Raw genomic sequence first — 18,455 nt, forward strand, 5'->3', positions numbered from 1 at the left:
GTCAAAAGTACACATTTTAACCAAAAACGCTACTTTCGTTTGGCCGTTGGCTGCTCGGCGGCCACCTGCATTTCCCGAACTTTCGGAAGTAGGGAACTGGCCGGATAATCGCGGATGAATTCGGTGAGCGCCTGGCGATACGGTTCAACGCCCCGGACTTTGCCGATAAGGATCACCCGTAAAACCGCCATTTTATCTTCAATCAGGCTACCGGTCAACGTGCTCATGGCGGTTTCGGCCCGGCTGAGCGCTTCACTCAGGTTATTGGCTTTATATAAATCGTAGATTTCGGTATAGACTCGTTGCGCTTCAGCTTCGCCCGACGCGGTATGCGCCCCGGCGGTACCGGTTTTTCCGACCTGGCGGGCATACGATGAGGTCGGAAATTCCGCCAGCAGTTTCTCTTTCCAGGTCGAGGTCCGGTTCAACTGATCGTTCGAAACCATCAGCAAATAATACACTTCCGGTTTTACGGCGGTGTTGGGATAGCGCGTCAGCAGGGTTTCAAACGTCGGAATGGCTTTATCCGGCTGATTGAACTGGAATTTGTACAATTTACCCAATCGATAATAAGCGTCCTCCAGCTTCTGATTGGATTGTTTCAGGGCTTCGGGGGTAAACGGAATGGTCGCGTATAAGGCCTCTTTTTGCAATTTTCGTTCCGAAGCCGACAACTCCGCCGGTGCCGCGCCCAGCGCTCCGTTCGCGTTCGTAACCGGAGCGCTCACATCGGTACTGGCGAGTTGTGCCGACGATTCTTTCTGGCTCCTTCGCCAGTTGTCTTCCAGTTGGCGCGTGCCCCATTTTTGCAGAAACTCGGTTTTTCCCTGGGTAATCATAACGGGATTATAGAGCAGCCACCGCTGTTCCGCCGGAATATCCGATGACGTTGCGGGGCGGTTTGCGGCCTGAGCGGCAATTTCCTGGGCTTTGGCCAGCAAAGCCTGCTGTTGTTTCTGTTTGCGGTCGATGGCTTCGTCCAGGTGCCGGTCGAGCGCGGCCGGATTCATCTGCGCCAGTTTCTGCAAACTGTCTTCGGTCTGAATGATTTGCTGCTGCTGCACAAATTCATCCAGAAAAACTTTCCGGTTGGCAAGGGCTTTGTAGTCGGCCGATTGCTGGGGTAACAACGCCAGGGCACTGTCGTAATACGCCTTGGCGGTCGGGAAATCCTGCAATTTTTCGAAATACAACTTTCCCATTTCCTGATACGTATACGGAATCTGGAGCGTGTTCGTGGTCGTTTCCTTAATGGATTTTTTCCAGTATTCGATCGCTTTCGGGTAGCGTTCGTTCCGGGCTTCCAGCAACCCCATCGTATAATAGATCTTATCTTTTAAGTCGATATTTTTCCGGTCATTGAGCATACGGCTAAATCGCTCATTGCTGGTACGTCCGCCCTGAATCGAATAAATAGTGGCATAAAACGACTGTTCGTACGAAGGGCGGTTTTTTAAAACCTGACGGTAATGCGCAATGGCCTGATCCGATTTTCCAATCAGGTCAAACATTTGACCGGCAATCAGGTGCAAACGGGCTTTGGTTTCGCCTTTTTTCAGAAACGGAAAGGTCGCATCCAGCAAAGCCGCCGAAACCGCATACTCCATCTTTTTCTGGTGTAAATACGCTTTCGTCAAATAATAATCCCGGGTGTTGGCGTTGTTGAGCGGCTGGGCGCGAAGGTATTCGGCCACGTTCAACCCATTCGTATAATCACCGGTTTCGATATACGTCCGCATGAGGCCAATCAGGGCTTCGTGCTTTTCGTCCTCGCCTTCGCCCTTCGTATTGACGTACTTGAACACTTCCATCGCGTTGGCGTAATCCTGACGATACATGCGGGCGGTTCCCAGCAAAATGTAGCTGTTATCCAGCCATTTGCTGTTTTGATGGCGTTCGGCTACCAGCGACGCTTTCTTGATGGCGTCGTCCAGTTGCGCCCGTACGGGTTCCAGTTTGGTCGAATCGAGCGGCAACAGAATTGGGAGCGGCTGGTTGTAGTTTTCCTGATAGGTCTTCAGCTTGTACCGCTCCACTTCGCGCAGTCGGTCGCGGGCGATGAGGTAAGCATTGTAGCGGGCATTCAGGTTGTGGTAGGCAACCGGCAGTTTTTTCTGGCTGTATTGCGAACAACCACTGAGCCAGACTGTTATAATGGCCCACAGGAGGTAGGGCCGGAACCGGTCAGTTACAGAATGACACAAAGAATATCGGTTGAGGAACCCGCCTTGCATGGAAAATAGTAAGATTCTTGGTAACCGACGGAAGGCTTTCTACCTTCGCAGGCCCAACTCTGTAGTAACGTCGCCGGCACAAAAACCGTATCGAAAAGTGTGCCATGCAGACAAAAATACGAAAATCCTGACACCAAACCCGAAGTATTGACGTATGGAACCCGATAAATCCAATTCCGACGACCCGGAAAAACCGCTCGGGAAAGCGACCCGCCGGACCAGTTCATTCGTTCAGTATTCCGCCATCGGTTTTCAGATGCTGGCCACCATTGGGCTGGGCGTTTGGGGCGGTATCAAACTCGACGAGTGGCAGGGTAACCAGAAACCGATCTGGACGCTGGTGCTGTCGCTGTTTGCCATCGGTTCATCGCTGTACCTATTTATCCGCAGTTTACCCAAACAACCCTGATATGCTCCCCAGTATTGGGTTCACCGCCCTGTTAGCAATTGTATTTTTTGTAGCCGAACAGTATGGAGCCACCAACTGGTTACATCCATACTGGAAGTTTATGCTGATTTTCTTTCTGAGCGTTTCGTTCCTGATTCACCGGTTGATGGACGTTGGTTTTCAGAATAATCGCGAAAAATTCGTGCCGTTTTACATGGCAACGCTCGTGGCCCGGCTGATCCTGTGTCTCGTCTTTGTCGGCTTCTTTCTCTGGCGGGGCGTCGGTGGTGTCAAACTGTTTATTCTGAACTTTCTTGCACTATATATATTTTATACAGCCTTTGAAATCTACATTTTGAGTCGTAACTTGCGACGCGGTTTGTGATACATACCATTTACTTCATATGTTTCGTCTCCTGATTCGTAAGGCTTTTTTAAGTATTGTATTGTCTCTGAGCACGTTGGTTGCGGTGAACGCTCAACATGAAGATCATCATGACCACGAGGCAGCAGAAGGAAAGAAAAAATTCAATGTGGGCGACATGATCATGCACCACATTAAAGACGACCACGGCTGGGAGTTTGCTCACGGTCTGACGCTGCCGTTGCCCGTCATTTTGTATACCGAAGAGCGCGGTTTGGACGTGTTTTCATCCTCGCATTTTGCCCACGAAGCCAATTACGAAGGTTACGTCAAAGAACACAACAAAATTTACCGCGCCGGTGCCGATGGCAAACCCGACAAGACGATCAAAGTGCTTGATTTTTCCATCACGAAAAACGTCGCTTCCTTATTGTTGAGTGCGGTTTTACTGATCGTTGTATTTTTCTCCGTTCAGAAAGGCTACGAAAAAAACCGGGGTAAGGCACCCAAAGGTCTGCAGTCGTTTCTGGAACCGGTTATTCTGTTCGTTCGCGACGAAATTGCCAAACCGAATATTGGTCCGAAGTATATCAAGTACCTGCCGTTTCTGCTGACCTTGTTTTTCTTCATTCTGTTCAATAACCTGCTGGGACTGGTTCCGGGTGGTGCCAACCTGACCGGTAACATTGCCATCACGATGACGCTGGCCGTCATTACCTTCCTGATTGTCAACCTGAGCGGAAACAAACATTACTGGGCCCACCTTTTCAAGCCAACCGGCGTTCCGGTGGCGCTGCTGCCGATCATGATCCCGGTCGAGATCGTGGGTGTTTTCATGAAACCGTTCTCGCTGATGGTGCGGTTATTTGCCAACATCACGGCGGGTCACATCATCATTCTGAGTTTATTAGGTTTGATTTTTATTGCCAATGACCTGGGCGGTACCGGTATGGGTTGGGGTGTTAGCCCGCTGATCGTTGCGTTTTCCCTGTTCATGAACCTGATCGAGTTGCTGGTTGCGTTCCTGCAAGCGTTCATTTTTACCCTGCTCGCGTCGATGTACATCGGTAGTGCGATCGAAGACCACCACGAAGCCGATCACGGAATTGGCTACGAAGGTCCTGAAGCGCATTGAGTGGGTGTTTGCCGTTCATTCAAGTTTAGTTTTTGTTTAACCATAAATTGTTTCTCGAGCATGTTTGCAATGTTGCTCTCTATTCTTTTGGAAGCTACAGGTAGCTTCGCAGTAATGGGTGCCGCCATCGGTGCCGGTCTGGCCGCCATTGGTGCCGGTCTGGGTATTGGTCGTATTGGTGGTTCGGCGATGGAAGGTATCGCCCGCCAACCGGAAGCTGCTGGTCGGATTCAAACCGCGATGTTGATCATCGCAGCGTTGATCGAGGCCGTTGCGCTTTTCGCAGCCGTTATCTGTCTGCTGATTTCCCTGGGCTAACCAGCAATCCGCACAGGAGCCGCCAATTGCATTAGGCGTTGGCATACCGCTCCGCAAAACTGGAAAAAGCCCGTCGATCTGAATTAGTCAGCCGACGGGCTGCTTTCAACTAACTTTGAATTATCCTATTCATATATCCAAATTTCGTTAGACAATGGATCTGCTGATTCCTGACATTGGGTTGTTATTCTGGATGGTGCTCGTTTTCGGGCTGCTGTATTTCATCCTGTCAAAATTTGCCTGGAAACCAATTACGGAAAGTCTGAAAGAACGGGAAGACGATATCCAGAAAGCCCTGGATATGGCCGAAAAAACCCGGATCGAAATGGCCAAGCTGCAATCGGATAACCAGAAACTGCTGGCCGAAGCCCGCGCCGAACGCGATGCCATTTTGCGGGGCGCCAAAGAAACCGCCGATCGCGTTATTGCCGAAGCCCGCGATAAAGCGAGCGAAGAAGGTAATCGCATTATTGTGAAAGCCCGCGAAGAATTGCAGACCGAGCGTCAGGCTATGGTGGCCGAAGTAAAACGTGAAGTGATCGAATTGTCGCTCGACATTGCCGAAAAGGTACTGAAAAGAGAATTGAGCGATAAAAAATCACAGGAAGAATTGGTTAAAGGTCTGGTAGCAGAAGCACGATTAAATTAAGAATTAAGCGTTAAAAGTGGGCTGACGCATGTAACTCTTAACGCTTAATTCATCACTCAAGATGGCAGAATCTACAGTAGCATTCCGATACGCTAAATCCCTGATCGACCTGGCAAAGGAAAAAGATAAGGTCGAAGAAGTATACAAGGACATGACGTTTTTCAGGGAGGTGGTTCGCAATAATCGCGGCCTGATGCTGGCCCTGAAAAGCCCGATTCTGCGGCATGAAAAAAAACTGAACGTGTTGCGGGCGGTTTTTGAAACCCGCGTTGATCCCCTGTCGTTCTCGATCTTCAACATCATTTCGAAGAAAAACCGGGAAGGTATCATGGACAGCGTAGCCGACGAATACGTCCGGCAGTATAACGACCTGAAAGGAATCCAGAAAGTGCAGGTTGTGACGACGCAACCGCTGACGGAAGAACTTCGAAAACAATTTATCAGTGTGGTTGCCGACGCTACGGGCAAACAGATTGAGCTCGAAGAAATCATTGATCCGAAGCTAATCGGTGGCTACATCCTCCGCATTGGCGACCGCCAGGTTGATGCTTCCATCCGGAACAAACTGGCCGAACTGCGGTTGAGCTTCCTGAATTGATTTTTTCAGAAGACAAGAGAGGATAGACGAGAGACATCAGACTTGTCGAATGGAATGTCTTTCATCTCATGTCTCTTCTCTTTCTTCTTCAAAAAAACCGGACATCCGAGCGCTGCTCAGATGTCCGGTTTTTTGATTATTATGCAAGGCCAAATGGATCGCTGAATGGATTTATTGTCACTGGCTCGTACGATTGACATTGTCCGTGTAGTCACGGATCTGGGGTATGAACTGCACGAAAACCGCAAGATCGTGTGTCCGTTTCATGCTGAGAAAACGCCCTCACTCGTGATCTATCCGCAGAACAATACCTACCATTGCTTTGGCTGCGGCAAACACGGCGATGTGATCAACTTCTACGCCGGAGTTGCCGGTCTGGACTATACACCAGCCATGCATGAACTGGCGTTCAATTATTTGCCCGAATACCAGCCGGATTTGTACAAGCGAGGCCAACTGAAAAAAATACAGTCGGCATTTCCTGTTAAAACGGACAAAATGGTGCTTCCGTCGGATACCAGCGCGTACGTTTACAAACCGCTGCACAGCGTCATTTACGAGGATTTTCAACGGATTTGCGAAGCTCAACCCGCTAATGAGGTCAGAACAGAGGCCTGGGCGTATTTATTGGCGCGCGGTTTTACCGAGCCAACCTTACGAAAATTTCGCATCTTCACGGTCAATGACTACTCGGACGCGCAATCGCAATTGCGGAAAAAGTACAATTTACTGGATTTGCAGGAGTGCGGGTTATTCAACGAAAAAGGGAACCTGATTTTTTACCGCCATCCAATCATCATTCCGTATTACCGGAAAAACCGCATTGTGTTTTTGCAGGGGCGCGTCATCCGGAATGCAACCGAAACCGTGTCTCGTTACCAATTTTTAAGTGGTGTTCCCGTGGAGTTATTCAACGCCGATGTGATGGATCTCATCAAAACCGGTCAGACATTATATGTAACCGAAGGAGCTTTCGATTGCATGACGCTGATGCAGGAAGGCATGCCCGCCGTGAGTCTGGGCAGCGCCACGATGTTCAAACGGGAATGGATGAAACTCTTCCGGCGGTTTGAAGTTTGTTTTTACTTCGACAACGATGCCGCTGGTCAAAAAGCCGCTCAGGAATATAGCGACTTATTCAGTCAATACCGCATTTCGACCCGCTCGAAAACCGTGAAGGAGGGCTACAAGGATGTAAATGATTACTTCTCGAAACGGGAGTAAAGGCTACTGAAACTCCTTCACAAATTTGAAATGCGACGGGCGGAAAGTGAGCTGCTGGTAAAACCGGTGTGTATGGGTCCGCTTCTGATTCGCCGTTACTTCGAGGTTTACAAAACCGTGTTCCGCAGCCAGTTCTTCGAGAGCCGCTACGAGTTGCCGACCAATCTGCTGGTTGCGGTATTCCGGCATGACGTACAGTTCCTGAATTTCGCCCACTTTCCCGGTATGATGAAGCAGGTATTGAACGTGACAGCTGATAAAACCCACTACTTCACCGGCAACTTCGGCCACCAGATAATGCACCCGCCGGTCGGTGAGGTTCCGCTGAAAAACCGCCCGGAATGCCGATGCATTGAGATCGGATTCTTCCAGTTCGCAAATAAAACGATAAAGCGTTCCAACATCCTGATAATCAGCCGGACGAATGTAGGCAGCGAAGTTCATGATTGGAGAAAGATTAAGACGGTTTTCGGGATGTGAAAAAGATGTGGTTAAATTTCGGGAAATTCTGACGAATCCTAAGCCAAATTATGAAAAAAATGAGTTTTTGGGTGATCTTGCCCCTGCTGATTGGTGCAGTAGCCTGCCAATCGACCTCCTCTACTGACGATAAAACTTCTCAAACCGACACAACCCAAATGAATCCATTTGCCGCCGATGCCGCTTTTCTCCAAAAACACCACACCGATTTAGTAACGTTGCAGGACGGCGAAGCGCAGGTTTTGATCTGCCCCGCGTATCAGGGGCGCATTATGACCAGCACCGCCGATGGACAGACGAGCTACGGCTGGATCAACCGCGAACTGATTGAATCCGGAAAATTTGGCCCACACATGAACGCGTTCGGCGGAGAAGACCGCTTCTGGCTCGGTCCTGAGGGCGGTCAGTTTGCGATTTATTTCAAACCGGGTGTGGAATTCAACGGCGATAACTGGCAAACGCCCGCACCCATCGATTCCGAACCGTTTGCGCTGGTGTCGAAGGATGACCGCTCCGCCCGGTTTTCGAAAGACTTCGAGTTGACGAATTATTCCGGAACGAAGTTCAGCGTGGGCGTCGAGCGGGAAATTCATTTGTTACGTCCGGAACAGATCCGCATGGTTTTGGGGGCCGACGGCGTGCCCATGAGCGATTCGCTGAAAGTCGTCGGAATTGAATCAGTCAATACACTGATTAACAAAGGAAAAAATCCGTGGACGAAAGAGAAAGGCTTGCTTTCAATCTGGATTCTGGGCATGTACAACGCTTCGCCGGAAGCCACCATTGTGGTGCCGTTTCAGCCCGGTAAGGGGCAAGCAGTCAACGATAGCTATTTTGGGAAGGTACCGGCGTCGCGGCTGATTCAGAAAGACAGCGTGGCTTTCTTTAAAGCAGATGCCAACCAGCGGGGCAAAATTGGCGTGCCACCCGCCCGCGCCAAAAACTGGCTCGGTAGTTACGATCCTGGTTCCCAGACCCTGACGCTCGTGACCTTTACCTTCGATCCGAAAAACCGGGAGTACGTCAATTCGGCCTGGGAGATCCAGAAAGAACCGTACGCGGGCGATGTCGCCAATTCGTACAACGACGGACCGATGAAACCGGGCCAGCCACAAATGGGGAAATTTTACGAACTGGAAAGCTCCTCACCCGCAGCCGCGTTGCAACCCCAGGGCCGTCTGACACACACCCACACCACCCTGCACATTCAGGGCGATGAAACCCAGCTGGACAAAATTGCCCGCCACTGGTTGGGGGTTTCGCTGGAAGAAATTGTAAATGCGTTCTAGCTTTCCCACTCCAGAAAAGCCGTCGCGTAGGGTATTAATTCCAGTTGCAGGTGTCCTGTCTCATCCGGCAACCGGTTTTGTTCAATTTCGTCCCAGAAAGAAGCGGGAGCCACGTTGGCTTTGGGCCAGGAAATCTCGTCCAGTATCCACTGCGAAACCGGTTGATGGATCGGTACGGAAACCGTCTGAACTTCATCGGTCTGATTGGCCAGAATCAACACCTTACTCTGGTCGTTTTGCAGCAGCAGGGCCTCCACTTTCAACGGATGACTGCTGGTGGTTGAAATGATTTTGCCACCCCGAAAACCGTTCAGGATCTGGAAAACCCAATATACGGGAAATAGGGTACCGGCTTCCGAAATAAACTGGTCGGGATAAGCCGACGGCCGATCACCCTGCACAATGCCCTGCTCACCCACGGTTTCATAATACGTGAGCGAACGGGCTCCGGCCTGCATCAGATTCTTCAGGCTGGCCACCGTCCAGGCGGCACAGAACAACGCCATTTGCCGTGGATCGGTCGAAAAGGGCATTTGATGCGGTACTGAATCGGGATCGTCGCCCTTTGCATCGGGATTGAAACGTGGACGCAGGGTCACGGGGGAAATGTGGACGTTCTGCGTCCAGTGCCGGGCATCCCGAACGGTATCCGCCTGAGCCGCCGTATTTTCCATCATTGTCAGATTATCAATGGCATGAGCCTGCGGGCTGATGGCATAACTGACGAAATCGACGGTTTGAAGCGGTGGTGTTTCCCGGTTGACGGCGACGAAAAAAGCATTCGTCCCGGCACCCACCAGCGCCGTCGGAAATGCCTGACGGAGTGGCGGAACCACTTGTTCGATGAGGGAAACGGGTGTCGATTTGGAAAAATTACTGAGAACAGTAACGGAATAAACCAGGGCCGGATCGATGGTTTGTTTGAGAAAAGTATACAGTTCGAAATTAGCTAACTGGTTGAAAATTAGAGCTATTTCGAGTTTTAGTTGCAATTGAGTGGCGTCGTCAACGGCTTTGCGGAACACCTCGATCCAATCCGGTTTCTGAAAGTTGACCTCAACGCGGAGGTGATGAAAACCGGCATCTTTGAGCATATCAACCACTGAATCGGTTAGCGTCTCCGAATTACTGCCGATGCCAATAGCGGGCATTGGCTGGGTCGACGAGCCAAACGAAAGGACGGTTTCAGCAGGCTTTGACTGGAAATGCAATGGGCTGGAAACCGCTCCAACCAGTCGGAGTTCAACCGACTGTTCGATTTTGTCGCCGGGTTTCAACAGCACCGGAAACGGTTTTGCCAACGGGGTACAATAGGTTTTGTAGGACGCATCCGTCCAGTTGCGCTGGTCTTCGGTTTCAAAAACATCGCCCACAAACCACAAAACCGCAGCTCCACCATTTGAAATGGGCCATTGCATTTCCCGAATGTTGAAAAACGGCTGGTGGGGGCTGATCGCCATCGGAAACGTAGCAACCGACTGACTGCCGTCGGGATGCGTCAGCGTGCAGGCTTGTCCGGTACATTCCGGAATGGGATGGAGGACGCAAAAACCGGCGCGGTTTCGTTGAAATTCGGAAAGCGCTTCTCCATTGATGGTAAACTGAAGGGTTCCTTGCGGATCGCCGGTAATTTCGCACTGCCAGCGCAGGTGAATCGTTTCGTTCCGGCACACATACTGGTACCGAATGCGGAACGAATCGTCCTGTTGCTCAATGACTTCGTCTTGAATTTCGCCGATGGCCGTTGCCCAGTTGTGGTCGCGGACGGCGTGGTAAATCATGCGTAGAACTTCGTGATCGCCCAGGCGGATATACCGGAGAAAACCGCGATCATACAACATAGTAAGCGGACCGGCGCAAAGCATACGCGGCTCTGCCAGGGGCGCAGTAAGGCCGTAGCGGATCAAAGAGGCAGTTTGCATAAATTAAAAATTCTGAAGCTGATCCGACTCAAAAATATGCGTTCCGGTCAGTCCAAGCTGGGCTTTCTGACTCATGGCATTGGCGACGCTATCGACCTGAACACCCTTGTATCTGGCCGGTATCAGCGGATTGAATAGTTTCATCAGGCTTTCCCCGATGCGTTCGCCCAGGCGAAACTCTTTGCGATCGCCCAGCAGGAGCGAAGGCCGAAAAATCAGAAGCGCCGGGTAGTTTAAGGCCATCAGATCGCGTTCCAGTTCGCCCTTGACCCGGTTGTAGAAAAAAGAAGAATTTGGATTGGCTCCCATGGAGGATACCAATAAAAATTGTTTTGCCCGGTTGACCAAAGCCCGTTTTGCAACGTCTAAGGGATATTGGTAGTCAACTTTTTGAAAAGCTTCTTTGGAGCCGGCTTTTTTCATCGTCGTCCCGAGGCAGCAATAAATGTCATCGGCCTGAATCAGCAAACCATTCGGGTGATTGAAGTCGTATTGAATTTCCTGTAAATGAGGGTGTTGCCAGCCCAGCGAATGACGAACCAGGACTTTCACTTTTTCATAAGCCGACGAATCGACAAGGCGATGAGTCAGCAGGTTACCGATCAGGCCGGTTGCTCCAACGACAAGTGCAGTTTTACGGGTTGGTTTGGTCATTTTTTGGGGGACTAGCCAATCAGGTTGCTAATTTATAGGCGAGTATTTGTTTTATTACCATATTATTTTGAAATACTACTCAATGAATCTACGAATTGTTTCATTTCGGCGTTTGGGCGGAATGGTCATTATTCCGGTTTTACTGGCGTTCGGTTTTGCTGCGGATGATTTTCCGACCCGTTTAATCGATCGGTTTCGGGCGTACCACACCGCTTATCCGAACGAAAAAGTATACGTTCAGACCGACAAACCGTATTATACCGTTGGCGAAACGATCTGGATGAAAGGCTACCTTTTTGACGGTCCCGAGCACCTGGCCGATTCGATCAGTAAGGTATTATACGTTGATTTACTGCAAATCGAGAGCCGGAAAGTCGTGGTTCATCGCATTCTGCGGGCGGAAAACGGTTACGCTGCTGGCGATATTGCCCTGGGCGATTCGCTGGCGGCTGGCGGTTACGTGTTGCGGGCGTATACGGGTTGGATGCGGAATTTTTCGGAAGATTATTTCTTCACGAAACCGCTCACGATTTTGCACACGGATACGGAACCGGCGCAGGCCGGCAGCAACCAACCCCCGAACGTTCGACCCGGCGTGCAGTTTTTTCCGGAAGGCGGCCAACTGGTGAACGGCATCGAAGGGCGAATTGCGTTCAAAACCGTGAGTCCGTCGGGAAAAGGGTTGATGACCTCCGGTTTTGTAATGAGTTCGGCGGGCGACACCGTCTCCGGGTTTTCGACCAAACACCTGGGCATGGGTTTTTTTTCCATAACGCCGGAAACGGGGCAGCATTACACGGCATACGTGAAACTGGACGATGGCAGCATCCACCCATTTCCGATTCCCGACGCCCGGCCGGAGGGCTACGTTTTGCTGGTCGATAACATTACCAACCGGGATAACGTGCGGGTATATATTCGGAACAACAAACCGGCGAGCGTTCAGGGAAAGTTTACGCTAATTACGCAGTCGCGTGGTGTAAACATTCAGGTTGCGCAGGGCGACGTGAGCAAAAAATCGGTAGTGCTTCAAATTCCCCGAAACCTGTTTCCGGAAGGTATTGCTCAGATTACCCTGTTCGACGAAACCAACCAGCCGGTGGGCGAGCGACTGGTTTTTGCCGAACGAAATAACCGCCTGACCGTTCATCTGAAACCGTCGAAACCGGTTTTTAGCCCGCGCGAAAAGATTCAGATGGATATTGCCGTAACGGATGCGTCCGGAAAACCGGTTCGGACCAATCTCTCACTGGCGGCAACTGATGCCGGACAGGTGCTGGAAAAGGAACTGTACGCGGCCAATCTGGTTTCGTATCTCCTGCTGAGTTCCGATCTGAAAGGCATTATCGAGCAGCCCGGTTACTATTTCGATCCCGCCAACACAGAACGGCTAACGGATCTGGATGTGCTGATGATGACGCAGGGCTGGCGACGATTTGTCTGGAAAGACGTGTTGCAGGACACGTATGCACCGCCGAAGCACCTGGTCGAACAGGGACTGGTTTTGGCGGGGAAAGTGGTACGGCCTAACCAGAAAACACCCGGCGTTGTGGCACTGACCTTTATGATGATGCGTCGGGACAGCACGCAGAACGTGTTAACGGGTGAGTCGGACGAGAATGGGCAATTTAGTGTCTATGGGCTGGATTTTGGCGATTCGACCCAGATTATGATTCAGGCCGTGCTGGGCAAGAATAATCGAAATCTGGAAATCTCACTCGAAAACCTTACCAGTCCGACGGTTACATGGACCCAAATACCCTACAATCCGATTGTTTTTCAGCGCGATGAATTAGCTGATTACCTGAAACGAGCCAAAGAATACCTGGACATTGAACGCCAGATTCGCCGAAACCGGGAGATCACGTTGAAAGAAGTCACGGTACGTAAGAAAAGAGAAGCACCGACGGATTCCCGGAAAATTTACGGACAAGCCAGCAATACGTTGAAGTTAGACCAAACCATGACGGGCGGTGCGCAATCGGTGCTTCAGATTCTCCAGGGCCGGATTCCGGGTGTCAATGTATCGGGTAATCCCATGAGTCCAACCGTTCAGATTCGCGGATCGGCCAATTTCTCGGGCGTTATCGAACCGCTGTTTACGATCGATGGCGTACCGGTTTCCAAAGATGCGGTTTTGGGTCTTTCGGTCTATGATGTGGATTACATTGATGTACTGAAAGGTGCCGCAGCCACGATTTTTGGGAGCCGGGCGAGTGGTGGCGTCATTGCTGTGTATACGAAACGCGGAACGACGGATTACGATTACAGCAAAGACAAAGCGCCGGGCACGCTGGTAGCGACGCTGCCCGGTTTTCAAACTGTCCGCGAGTTTTACGCTCCGAAATACGATGAACCTAAACCGGAGCACGTTCGCCCGGATTACCGCCCGACGCTGCACTGGGCGCCCATGATTCAAACCGATGAAACCGGCAAAGCACAGGTTACGTTCTTTGCAACTGATGCCCGCACCACGGTCCACGTCGTTGCCGAAGGTGCAACGCCCGGTGGCTCGCCGGGCGTTGGCCGGGCGGTCTTGGAGGTGAAGTAATGAGGGAGAGTAGAGAAGTTAGACATGAGATGAAAGAACAAGCGGCTGACTATTCGGCGGACTTCGTTATTCTCTTGTCTAACCTCTCTCGTCTTATTCATAATTTCGTATTTTGCCCATCAAATCCTAACGCCTTACCGAATTTCATGAAAAAAAGTATTTTGTCGATCCTGTTGATGGCGGGCACTTGCCTGGCAGTGGCCCAAACGCCGTATCCATCCATTGGTTTTATCGAACGACTGGACCCGAAGCTGGATGCATTATTGCCCAAAGACGCCAAACTGGAGGTCCTCGCAACCGGTTTCGACTGGTCCGAAGGGCCGGTTTGGATCAAAAAATCGGGCAATGCCGAAGGATATCTGCTGTTCTCGGATGTGCCCCAGAATACGGTTTTCAAGTGGACGGAGAAGGAGGGAAGCAAGGCCTTTATGAAACCGTCGGGCTATACGGGAGTCGCCGATTACGGCGGTGAACCGGGAAGCAACGGCTTGGCGCTCGACGGAAAAGGTCGGCTGATTTCGGCGGAACACGGCGACCGGCGGATTTCGGCACTGGGGCTGGACGGCGTATCGGGTGGCAAGAAAACGTTGGCCGACAATTACAACGGTAAACGCTTCAACAGTCCCAACGATGTGGCTCCGCATTCGAACGGCAGCGTTTATTTTACCGATCCACCGTATGGATTGCCGGGCCGGGAAAAAGACACTAAAACCCGGGAACTGGACATTCACGGCGTCTACCGGGTGACCCCCGACGGCAAGGTGACGCTGATCATCCCGGATCTGACCCGACCCAACGGCATTGCATTCTCGCCCGATGAAAAAACACTCTATATCGCCCAGTCTGATCCGGAAAAACCGTATGTCATGGCGTATCCCGTGCAGGCCGACGGAACGGTTGGCAAAGGCCGGATTTTTTACGATGCCACCGAGGGCGTCAGGCAAAACTGGCCGGGCCTGCCCGATGGCTTGAAGGTTGATAAAAACGGAACGGTCTGGACGAGCGGTCCGGGCGGAATTCTGGTCATCGCGCCCGACCGGGCCGATGGGCCCGGCAAATTACTGGGCCGGATCCGTACGGGTGTTGCCACGGCCAACTGTGCGTTCGGCGACGACGGTTCGACGCTCTACATCACGGCCGATATGTACCTGATCCGGGTGAAAACGCTCGCCAGAGGATTTTAATAAGTTTGATAATAGCCAACAGCCGACACCGTAACTTTTAATTCTTAACTCCTAATTCTTAACTCGTAATCTCGTTATATTTGTATCTAAGTTGGTATGGTGTGTAGCGGGATTTCCGGGTTATGTTTTTATGATTGAGAACAGAAAATACATTGTTATCGGCGTTTTCTGTCTGGTTGGACTGGTCTATCTGTTGCGGTTGTTTTATCTGCAAATTCTGGATGACAGTTATTCCCTTGAATCGTCGAGTAATTCCATCAAGCGGATCATCGAAATTCCCTATCGCGGCCAGATTTATGACCGGAGCGGGAAGTTTATTGTCTACAATACACCGGTTTATGATCTGTACGTGACGCCCAAAAAGGTGCAGATTGCCGATACAGCTGCTTTTTGCCGGTTAATGGAACTGGAGCGTTCGGAATTTGACAGCATCATGAACAATGCGAAATCGTATTCCTACGTAAAACCGTCGTTGTTTCTGCGGCAATTATCCAAAGAAGATTTTGCCCGGATTCAGGATGCGTTGGTCGATTACCGCGGTTTCGAGCACGTAACGAGTTCGATGCGGACCTATCCGGCCCATACCTTGGCAAATGCGCTGGGTTACGTCAGCGAAATCAGTAAAAAGCAACTGGACGAACAGGAAACGCCCTACTACCGGCAGGGCGACTACATTGGCCGAAGCGGTTTGGAGCAGCAGTATGAGTCGGTTTTGCGCGGCCAGCGGGGGGTTAAATTCGTGATGCAGAATGTGCATCAGGTTGTCAAGGGCTCCTGGAAAAACGGCGCTTTTGATTCGCTGGCGGTTGCGGGCAAAAACCTGTATACGGGCATTGATGTCGAGATTCAGCAATATGCCGATACGTTGATGCAAAACAAAGTCGGCAGCGTGGTGGCCATCGAGCCATCGACCGGTCAGATTCTGGCAATGGTTTCGGCACCGACCTACGATCCGAATTCTTTATCGAGCCGGTTTTTCTCCAAAAGCTACGCGAAACTGGCTAAAAATCCGTATAAACCGCTGATCAACCGTCCGGTGATGGCGAGTTACCGGCCCGGTTCGACATTTAAGTTGATCCAGGCGATGGTGGCGTTGCAGGATGGCGCAGTGGCACCCAGTTCGATATTTAGTCACGCGGGTTCGCCGATGAAATGCCACTGCAATCGCTCGGGTCGTTTAAACCTGGCCGGAGCGGTTCAATATTCCTGCAATCCCTATTTCTACCATGTTTTTCGGCGATTGCTCTACAATAACAACGAACGGAATACCTTTAAAGCGTCGGCGATGGGGCTGCACCACTGGCACGATATGGTATCTAAATTCGGAATTGGGCAGAAACTGGGCGTCGATTTGCCGGGTGAGTTGAAGGGTAGTTTGCCGGATGCGGATTATTACAACCGGATGTATGGCGAAAACCACTGGAAATTTTCGACAGTTTATTCCCTCAGCATTGGCGAAGGTGAATTGCTGATCAATCCCTTGAAAATGGCGAATGTGGCCGCCATCGTTGCCAACCGGGGCTGGTTTTATACTCCGCATATTGTGAGCGGTATTGGCAAACCGGGCGAAGGCATTGATCCCAAATACCTTGAAAAACACGAAGTCGGTATCGATCCGCGTCATTTCGAGATCCTTGCCGAGGGAATGCAGGGGGCCGTTGAACACGGAACAACCACGATGGCTGCCAACATTCCGGGCATTACCATCTGCGGAAAAACCGGTACGTCGCAAAACAAAAAAGGAAAGGATCACTCCATTTTTGTCGCCTTCGCTCCACGCGAAAATCCCAAAATTGCCATTGCGGTTTTTGTCGAAAACGCAGGTTGGGGCGGTATTGCTGCCGCTTCCGTGGCTTCACTGGTGATCGAAAAATACATCAAACGGCGGGTCGACAATCACGCGCTCGACAAGAAAGTGAAGGAGTCCAATTACCTGCCCGCTGTGACCTTACCCAAGAAACCCGCTCCTAAAAAGTATGAAATGCCGAAGGATAGTGCGGCAAAACCGCTGATCGTCAAAACGATACCACAGCAGCCGACGCCTGTCCCGGTGGAACCGAAATCACTGGCATCACGGCCCGTGACCACCAACGGAAATTAATTCATCATTCACCATTCATAATTTAGTATTCCATTGGTTTCCCGAGAACCGCAGATTACGCAAAACATCGATTGGGTAACACTCATGCTATACATTGCCTGCGTGCTGATGGGCTGGCTGAATGTGTACGCAGCGGTGTATAGTCCTGAAATCCAGACGAATCTGTTCGACATGTCGACCAACGCCGGTAAACAGTTGATGTGGATCGGTACGACGGTTTTGCTCATTATTGCCATTCTGGTGATCAATTACCGGTTTTGGGACACCTTCGCTTTTGTCATTTACGGAGCCACGATTCTGTCTCTGTTACTGGTACTGGTGGCGGGTTCGAACATCAACGGTTCGCGGTCCTGGTTTAAATTTGGCGGTTTTTCCATTCAGCCCGCCGAGTTTGCCAAGCTGGCGACGGCCCTGGCACTGGCCCGATACATCGACTATCCGAACGTCAACCTGACCAAACTCAAAGACCAGCTCTGGTGCGCTGGAATCATCGCGCTGCCGGCCGTGCTCATCATTGCATCGAACGAAACCGGCTCGATGCTGGTTTTCGCATCGTTCATTATCATGCTGTATCGCGAAGGCTTGCCGGGCGTTTATCCACTGATTGCGATTGTGATCGTCACATTGTTTATCCTGACGCTGATCGTGCCCAAACTCTTTCTCTTTGGCGGTATTTTAGCACTGGGAATACTCGTTTTCTTCCTGACTCCACGCTACCAGCGTTCGTTCCAGAATGTGATGGTGATTGGCATTACGGCGGTGGCAATGATCGCCATTGTAGCCGGTGTTGATTTTTTTGTGAACAGCGTTTTGCAAAAACACCAGCAAAACCGCATCAAGGTGTTGATCAACCCGGCCGCCGACCCGCTGGGCGCGGGCTGGAACGTGACGCAGGCTAAAATTGCCATTGGTTCCGGACGGTTGCAGGGCAAGGGTTTTCTGGAAGGGACGCAAACCAAACTCGATTTCGTTCCTGAACAAAGCACCGACTTTATTTTCTGCACGATTGGCGAGGAACACGGTTTTATCGGGAGTCTGATTGTGGTATGCCTGTTCGTTTTTCTGCTGTGCCGCATCGTGTTGCTGGCCGAAAAACAACGGACGCGGTTTGCTCGGGTCTACGGGTATTCAGTGGCCGGAATCATCTTTTTCCACCTCATGATCAATGTTGGTATGACCATTGGCCTGATGCCCGTCATCGGTATTCCCTTGCCGTTTTTCAGTTACGGCGGCTCGTCGCTGTGGTCGTTTTCAATTCTCTTGTTTATTTTCCTGAAACTGGACTCCCGCCGGGTAGGGATGTTTACCCGGTAGTCATTGGTTCGGATTTGAACGCGTATGACGCTTTTTTAACGCGTGAGCAA

General features: G+C 51.0%; 16 protein-coding genes. 12 read left to right on the top strand and 4 right to left on the bottom strand.

From position 1 onward, the window contains the following. Positions 1-29 precede the first annotated feature (29 nt). Positions 30-2,204 (bottom strand): type IX secretion system periplasmic lipoprotein PorW/SprE, encoded by a 2,175-nt coding sequence (gene porW, locus EHT25_RS17530; protein WP_229311601.1) that lies wholly within the window; start codon positions 2,202-2,204, stop codon positions 30-32. Between the two features lie 184 nt (positions 2,205-2,388). Here porW and EHT25_RS17535 point away from each other — a divergent pair, with 184 nt between their 5' ends. The 7 genes from EHT25_RS17535 to EHT25_RS17565 all read left to right on the top strand — a co-directional run bounded on the left by EHT25_RS17535 (position 2,389) and on the right by EHT25_RS17565 (position 6,910). Continuing rightward, positions 2,389-2,643, top strand: a complete 255-nt coding sequence (locus EHT25_RS17535) for an AtpZ/AtpI family protein (RefSeq protein WP_124876440.1) — start codon at positions 2,389-2,391, stop codon at positions 2,641-2,643. Position 2,644: 1 nt separating this feature from the next. Beyond that, positions 2,645-3,007, top strand: coding sequence for a hypothetical protein (locus tag EHT25_RS17540; protein WP_124876441.1), 363 nt, complete (start codon positions 2,645-2,647; stop codon positions 3,005-3,007). A gap of 19 nt (positions 3,008-3,026) precedes the next feature. Next, the gene (atpB, locus tag EHT25_RS17545; RefSeq protein WP_124876442.1) at positions 3,027-4,121 is read left to right on the top strand and encodes a F0F1 ATP synthase subunit A; all 1,095 of its coding nucleotides are present in this window, start codon (positions 3,027-3,029) and stop codon (positions 4,119-4,121) included. A 60-nt stretch (positions 4,122-4,181) separates the two neighbouring features. After that, positions 4,182-4,439, top strand: coding sequence for an ATP synthase F0 subunit C (gene atpE, locus EHT25_RS17550; RefSeq protein WP_114404108.1), 258 nt, complete (start codon positions 4,182-4,184; stop codon positions 4,437-4,439). A 154-nt stretch (positions 4,440-4,593) separates the two neighbouring features. Further along, positions 4,594-5,088: a F0F1 ATP synthase subunit B gene (gene atpF / locus EHT25_RS17555; protein ID WP_124876443.1), complete on the top strand. Its 495-nt coding sequence runs from the start codon at positions 4,594-4,596 to the stop codon at positions 5,086-5,088. A gap of 61 nt (positions 5,089-5,149) precedes the next feature. Beyond that, the gene (atpH, locus tag EHT25_RS17560; RefSeq protein ID WP_124876444.1) at positions 5,150-5,686 is read left to right on the top strand and encodes an ATP synthase F1 subunit delta; all 537 of its coding nucleotides are present in this window, start codon (positions 5,150-5,152) and stop codon (positions 5,684-5,686) included. Between the two features lie 165 nt (positions 5,687-5,851). Then, complete coding sequence (locus tag EHT25_RS17565; protein ID WP_124876445.1) at positions 5,852-6,910, top strand: CHC2 zinc finger domain-containing protein; 1,059 nt, start codon at positions 5,852-5,854, stop codon at positions 6,908-6,910. 3 nt (positions 6,911-6,913) lie between these two features. Here the strand turns inward: EHT25_RS17565 and EHT25_RS17570 are convergent, their stop codons facing one another. Then, positions 6,914-7,354: a GNAT family N-acetyltransferase gene (locus tag EHT25_RS17570; protein ID WP_124876446.1), complete on the bottom strand. Its 441-nt coding sequence runs from the start codon at positions 7,352-7,354 to the stop codon at positions 6,914-6,916. A gap of 86 nt (positions 7,355-7,440) precedes the next feature. Between EHT25_RS17570 and EHT25_RS17575 the strand changes: the two genes are divergently transcribed. Continuing rightward, a complete protein-coding gene (locus EHT25_RS17575; RefSeq protein WP_221622299.1) occupies positions 7,441-8,679 on the top strand; it encodes a DUF6786 family protein in 1,239 nt (412 codons plus the stop codon). Here the strand turns inward: EHT25_RS17575 and EHT25_RS17580 are convergent. Beyond that, positions 8,676-10,601 (bottom strand): D-apionate lactonase family protein, encoded by a 1,926-nt coding sequence (locus EHT25_RS17580; RefSeq protein WP_124876447.1) that lies wholly within the window; start codon positions 10,599-10,601, stop codon positions 8,676-8,678. The genes EHT25_RS17575 and EHT25_RS17580 overlap by 4 nt on opposite strands. A gap of 3 nt (positions 10,602-10,604) precedes the next feature. Then, positions 10,605-11,255, bottom strand: coding sequence for an oxidoreductase (locus tag EHT25_RS17585; RefSeq protein ID WP_124876448.1), 651 nt, complete (start codon positions 11,253-11,255; stop codon positions 10,605-10,607). Positions 11,256-11,337: 82 nt separating this feature from the next. Here EHT25_RS17585 and EHT25_RS17590 point away from each other — a divergent pair, with 82 nt between their 5' ends. The 4 genes from EHT25_RS17590 (at position 11,338) to rodA (ending at position 18,405) form a co-directional block, all read left to right on the top strand. After that, a complete protein-coding gene (locus EHT25_RS17590; RefSeq protein WP_124876449.1) occupies positions 11,338-13,806 on the top strand; it encodes a TonB-dependent receptor plug domain-containing protein in 2,469 nt (822 codons plus the stop codon). Between the two features lie 146 nt (positions 13,807-13,952). Beyond that, on the top strand, positions 13,953-14,990 hold the full coding sequence (locus EHT25_RS17595; RefSeq protein WP_124876450.1) for an SMP-30/gluconolactonase/LRE family protein: 1,038 nt from the start codon (positions 13,953-13,955) through the stop codon (positions 14,988-14,990). 130 nt (positions 14,991-15,120) lie between these two features. Beyond that, the gene (mrdA, locus tag EHT25_RS17600) at positions 15,121-17,091 is read left to right on the top strand and encodes a penicillin-binding protein 2 (protein WP_124876451.1); all 1,971 of its coding nucleotides are present in this window, start codon (positions 15,121-15,123) and stop codon (positions 17,089-17,091) included. 84 nt (positions 17,092-17,175) lie between these two features. After that, a complete protein-coding gene (gene rodA / locus EHT25_RS17605) occupies positions 17,176-18,405 on the top strand; it encodes a rod shape-determining protein RodA (RefSeq protein WP_124877085.1) in 1,230 nt (409 codons plus the stop codon). Positions 18,406-18,455: the final 50 nt, after the last annotated feature.

Origin of the sequence: Larkinella rosea (assembly GCF_003858635.1) — a bacterium.
Taxonomy (GTDB): domain Bacteria; phylum Bacteroidota; class Bacteroidia; order Cytophagales; family Spirosomataceae; genus Larkinella; species Larkinella rosea.

What these genes read in the sequence shown, in the direction of transcription:
- EHT25_RS17575 (WP_221622299.1), top strand. Translation starts at nt 7,441, where the DNA reads ATGAAAAAAATGAGTTTTTGGGTGATCTTGCCCCTGCTGATTGGTGCA.
- atpB (WP_124876442.1), top strand. Translation starts at nt 3,027, where the DNA reads ATGTTTCGTCTCCTGATTCGTAAGGCTTTTTTAAGTATTGTATTGTCT.
- EHT25_RS17595 (WP_124876450.1), top strand. Translation starts at nt 13,953, where the DNA reads ATGAAAAAAAGTATTTTGTCGATCCTGTTGATGGCGGGCACTTGCCTG.
- EHT25_RS17585 (WP_124876448.1), bottom strand. Translation starts at nt 11,255, where the DNA reads ATGACCAAACCAACCCGTAAAACTGCACTTGTCGTTGGAGCAACCGGC.
- mrdA (WP_124876451.1), top strand. Translation starts at nt 15,121, where the DNA reads ATGATTGAGAACAGAAAATACATTGTTATCGGCGTTTTCTGTCTGGTT.
- atpH (WP_124876444.1), top strand. Translation starts at nt 5,150, where the DNA reads ATGGCAGAATCTACAGTAGCATTCCGATACGCTAAATCCCTGATCGAC.
- EHT25_RS17535 (WP_124876440.1), top strand. Translation starts at nt 2,389, where the DNA reads ATGGAACCCGATAAATCCAATTCCGACGACCCGGAAAAACCGCTCGGG.
- EHT25_RS17540 (WP_124876441.1), top strand. Translation starts at nt 2,645, where the DNA reads ATGCTCCCCAGTATTGGGTTCACCGCCCTGTTAGCAATTGTATTTTTT.
- atpE (WP_114404108.1), top strand. Translation starts at nt 4,182, where the DNA reads ATGTTTGCAATGTTGCTCTCTATTCTTTTGGAAGCTACAGGTAGCTTC.
- EHT25_RS17570 (WP_124876446.1), bottom strand. Translation starts at nt 7,354, where the DNA reads ATGAACTTCGCTGCCTACATTCGTCCGGCTGATTATCAGGATGTTGGA.
- atpF (WP_124876443.1), top strand. Translation starts at nt 4,594, where the DNA reads ATGGATCTGCTGATTCCTGACATTGGGTTGTTATTCTGGATGGTGCTC.
- rodA (WP_124877085.1), top strand. Translation starts at nt 17,176, where the DNA reads ATGCTATACATTGCCTGCGTGCTGATGGGCTGGCTGAATGTGTACGCA.
- EHT25_RS17580 (WP_124876447.1), bottom strand. Translation starts at nt 10,601, where the DNA reads ATGCAAACTGCCTCTTTGATCCGCTACGGCCTTACTGCGCCCCTGGCA.
- EHT25_RS17565 (WP_124876445.1), top strand. Translation starts at nt 5,852, where the DNA reads ATGGATTTATTGTCACTGGCTCGTACGATTGACATTGTCCGTGTAGTC.
- EHT25_RS17590 (WP_124876449.1), top strand. Translation starts at nt 11,338, where the DNA reads ATGAATCTACGAATTGTTTCATTTCGGCGTTTGGGCGGAATGGTCATT.